Origin of the sequence: Pseudomonas sp. TWI628 (assembly GCF_039673865.1) — a bacterium.
Classification (GTDB): domain Bacteria; phylum Pseudomonadota; class Gammaproteobacteria; order Pseudomonadales; family Pseudomonadaceae; genus Aquipseudomonas.
This window is the reverse complement of the sequence record NZ_JBDJMM010000075.1, coordinates 1-448: the sequence shown is the minus strand read 5'-3', so window position 1 is coordinate 448 and position 448 is coordinate 1. Positions and strand designations below refer to the sequence as shown.

Genomic DNA, 448 nt, shown 5'->3' with positions numbered 1-448 from the left:
CAAATTTTACCTTAGCCTGATCCACCAGCAGTGAAACTGGTGTTCAGTCTATTTCTATCACATATCCGAATTTTTAAAGAACGATCTGACAAAAGTCAGAAATCAACATTCGAGGCGAATGCTCATTTCTGAGTTTGATCAAGGTACTGCAAGAGTGGTGGAGCCAAGCGGGATCGAACCGCTGACCTCCTGCGTGCAAGGCAGGCGCTCTCCCAGCTGAGCTATGGCCCCGCATATTGGTAGGTCTGGGCAGATTTGAACTGCCGACCTCACCCTTATCAGGGGTGCGCTCTAACCAACTGAGCTACAGACCTATATAGGGTCTTGATCGTCTTCGACAATGAATCAAGCAATTCGTGTGGGAGCTCATCAGCAGGCTGATGTCGTCGATTAAGGAGGTGATCCAGCCGCAGGTTCCCCTACGGCTACCTTGTTACGACTTCACCCC

The 448-nt window shown here is 50.0% G+C and carries 2 tRNA genes and 1 rRNA gene; all 3 read right to left on the bottom strand.

What is annotated here, in order from left to right:
* Positions 1-155 precede the first annotated feature (155 nt).
* Positions 156-231: transfer RNA gene (locus ABE528_RS27365), tRNA-Ala, on the bottom strand.
* Between the two features lie 6 nt (positions 232-237).
* Positions 238-314, bottom strand: a tRNA-Ile gene (locus tag ABE528_RS27360).
* A gap of 77 nt (positions 315-391) precedes the next feature.
* Positions 392-448, bottom strand: a 16S ribosomal RNA gene (locus ABE528_RS27355); the annotation flags it as partial.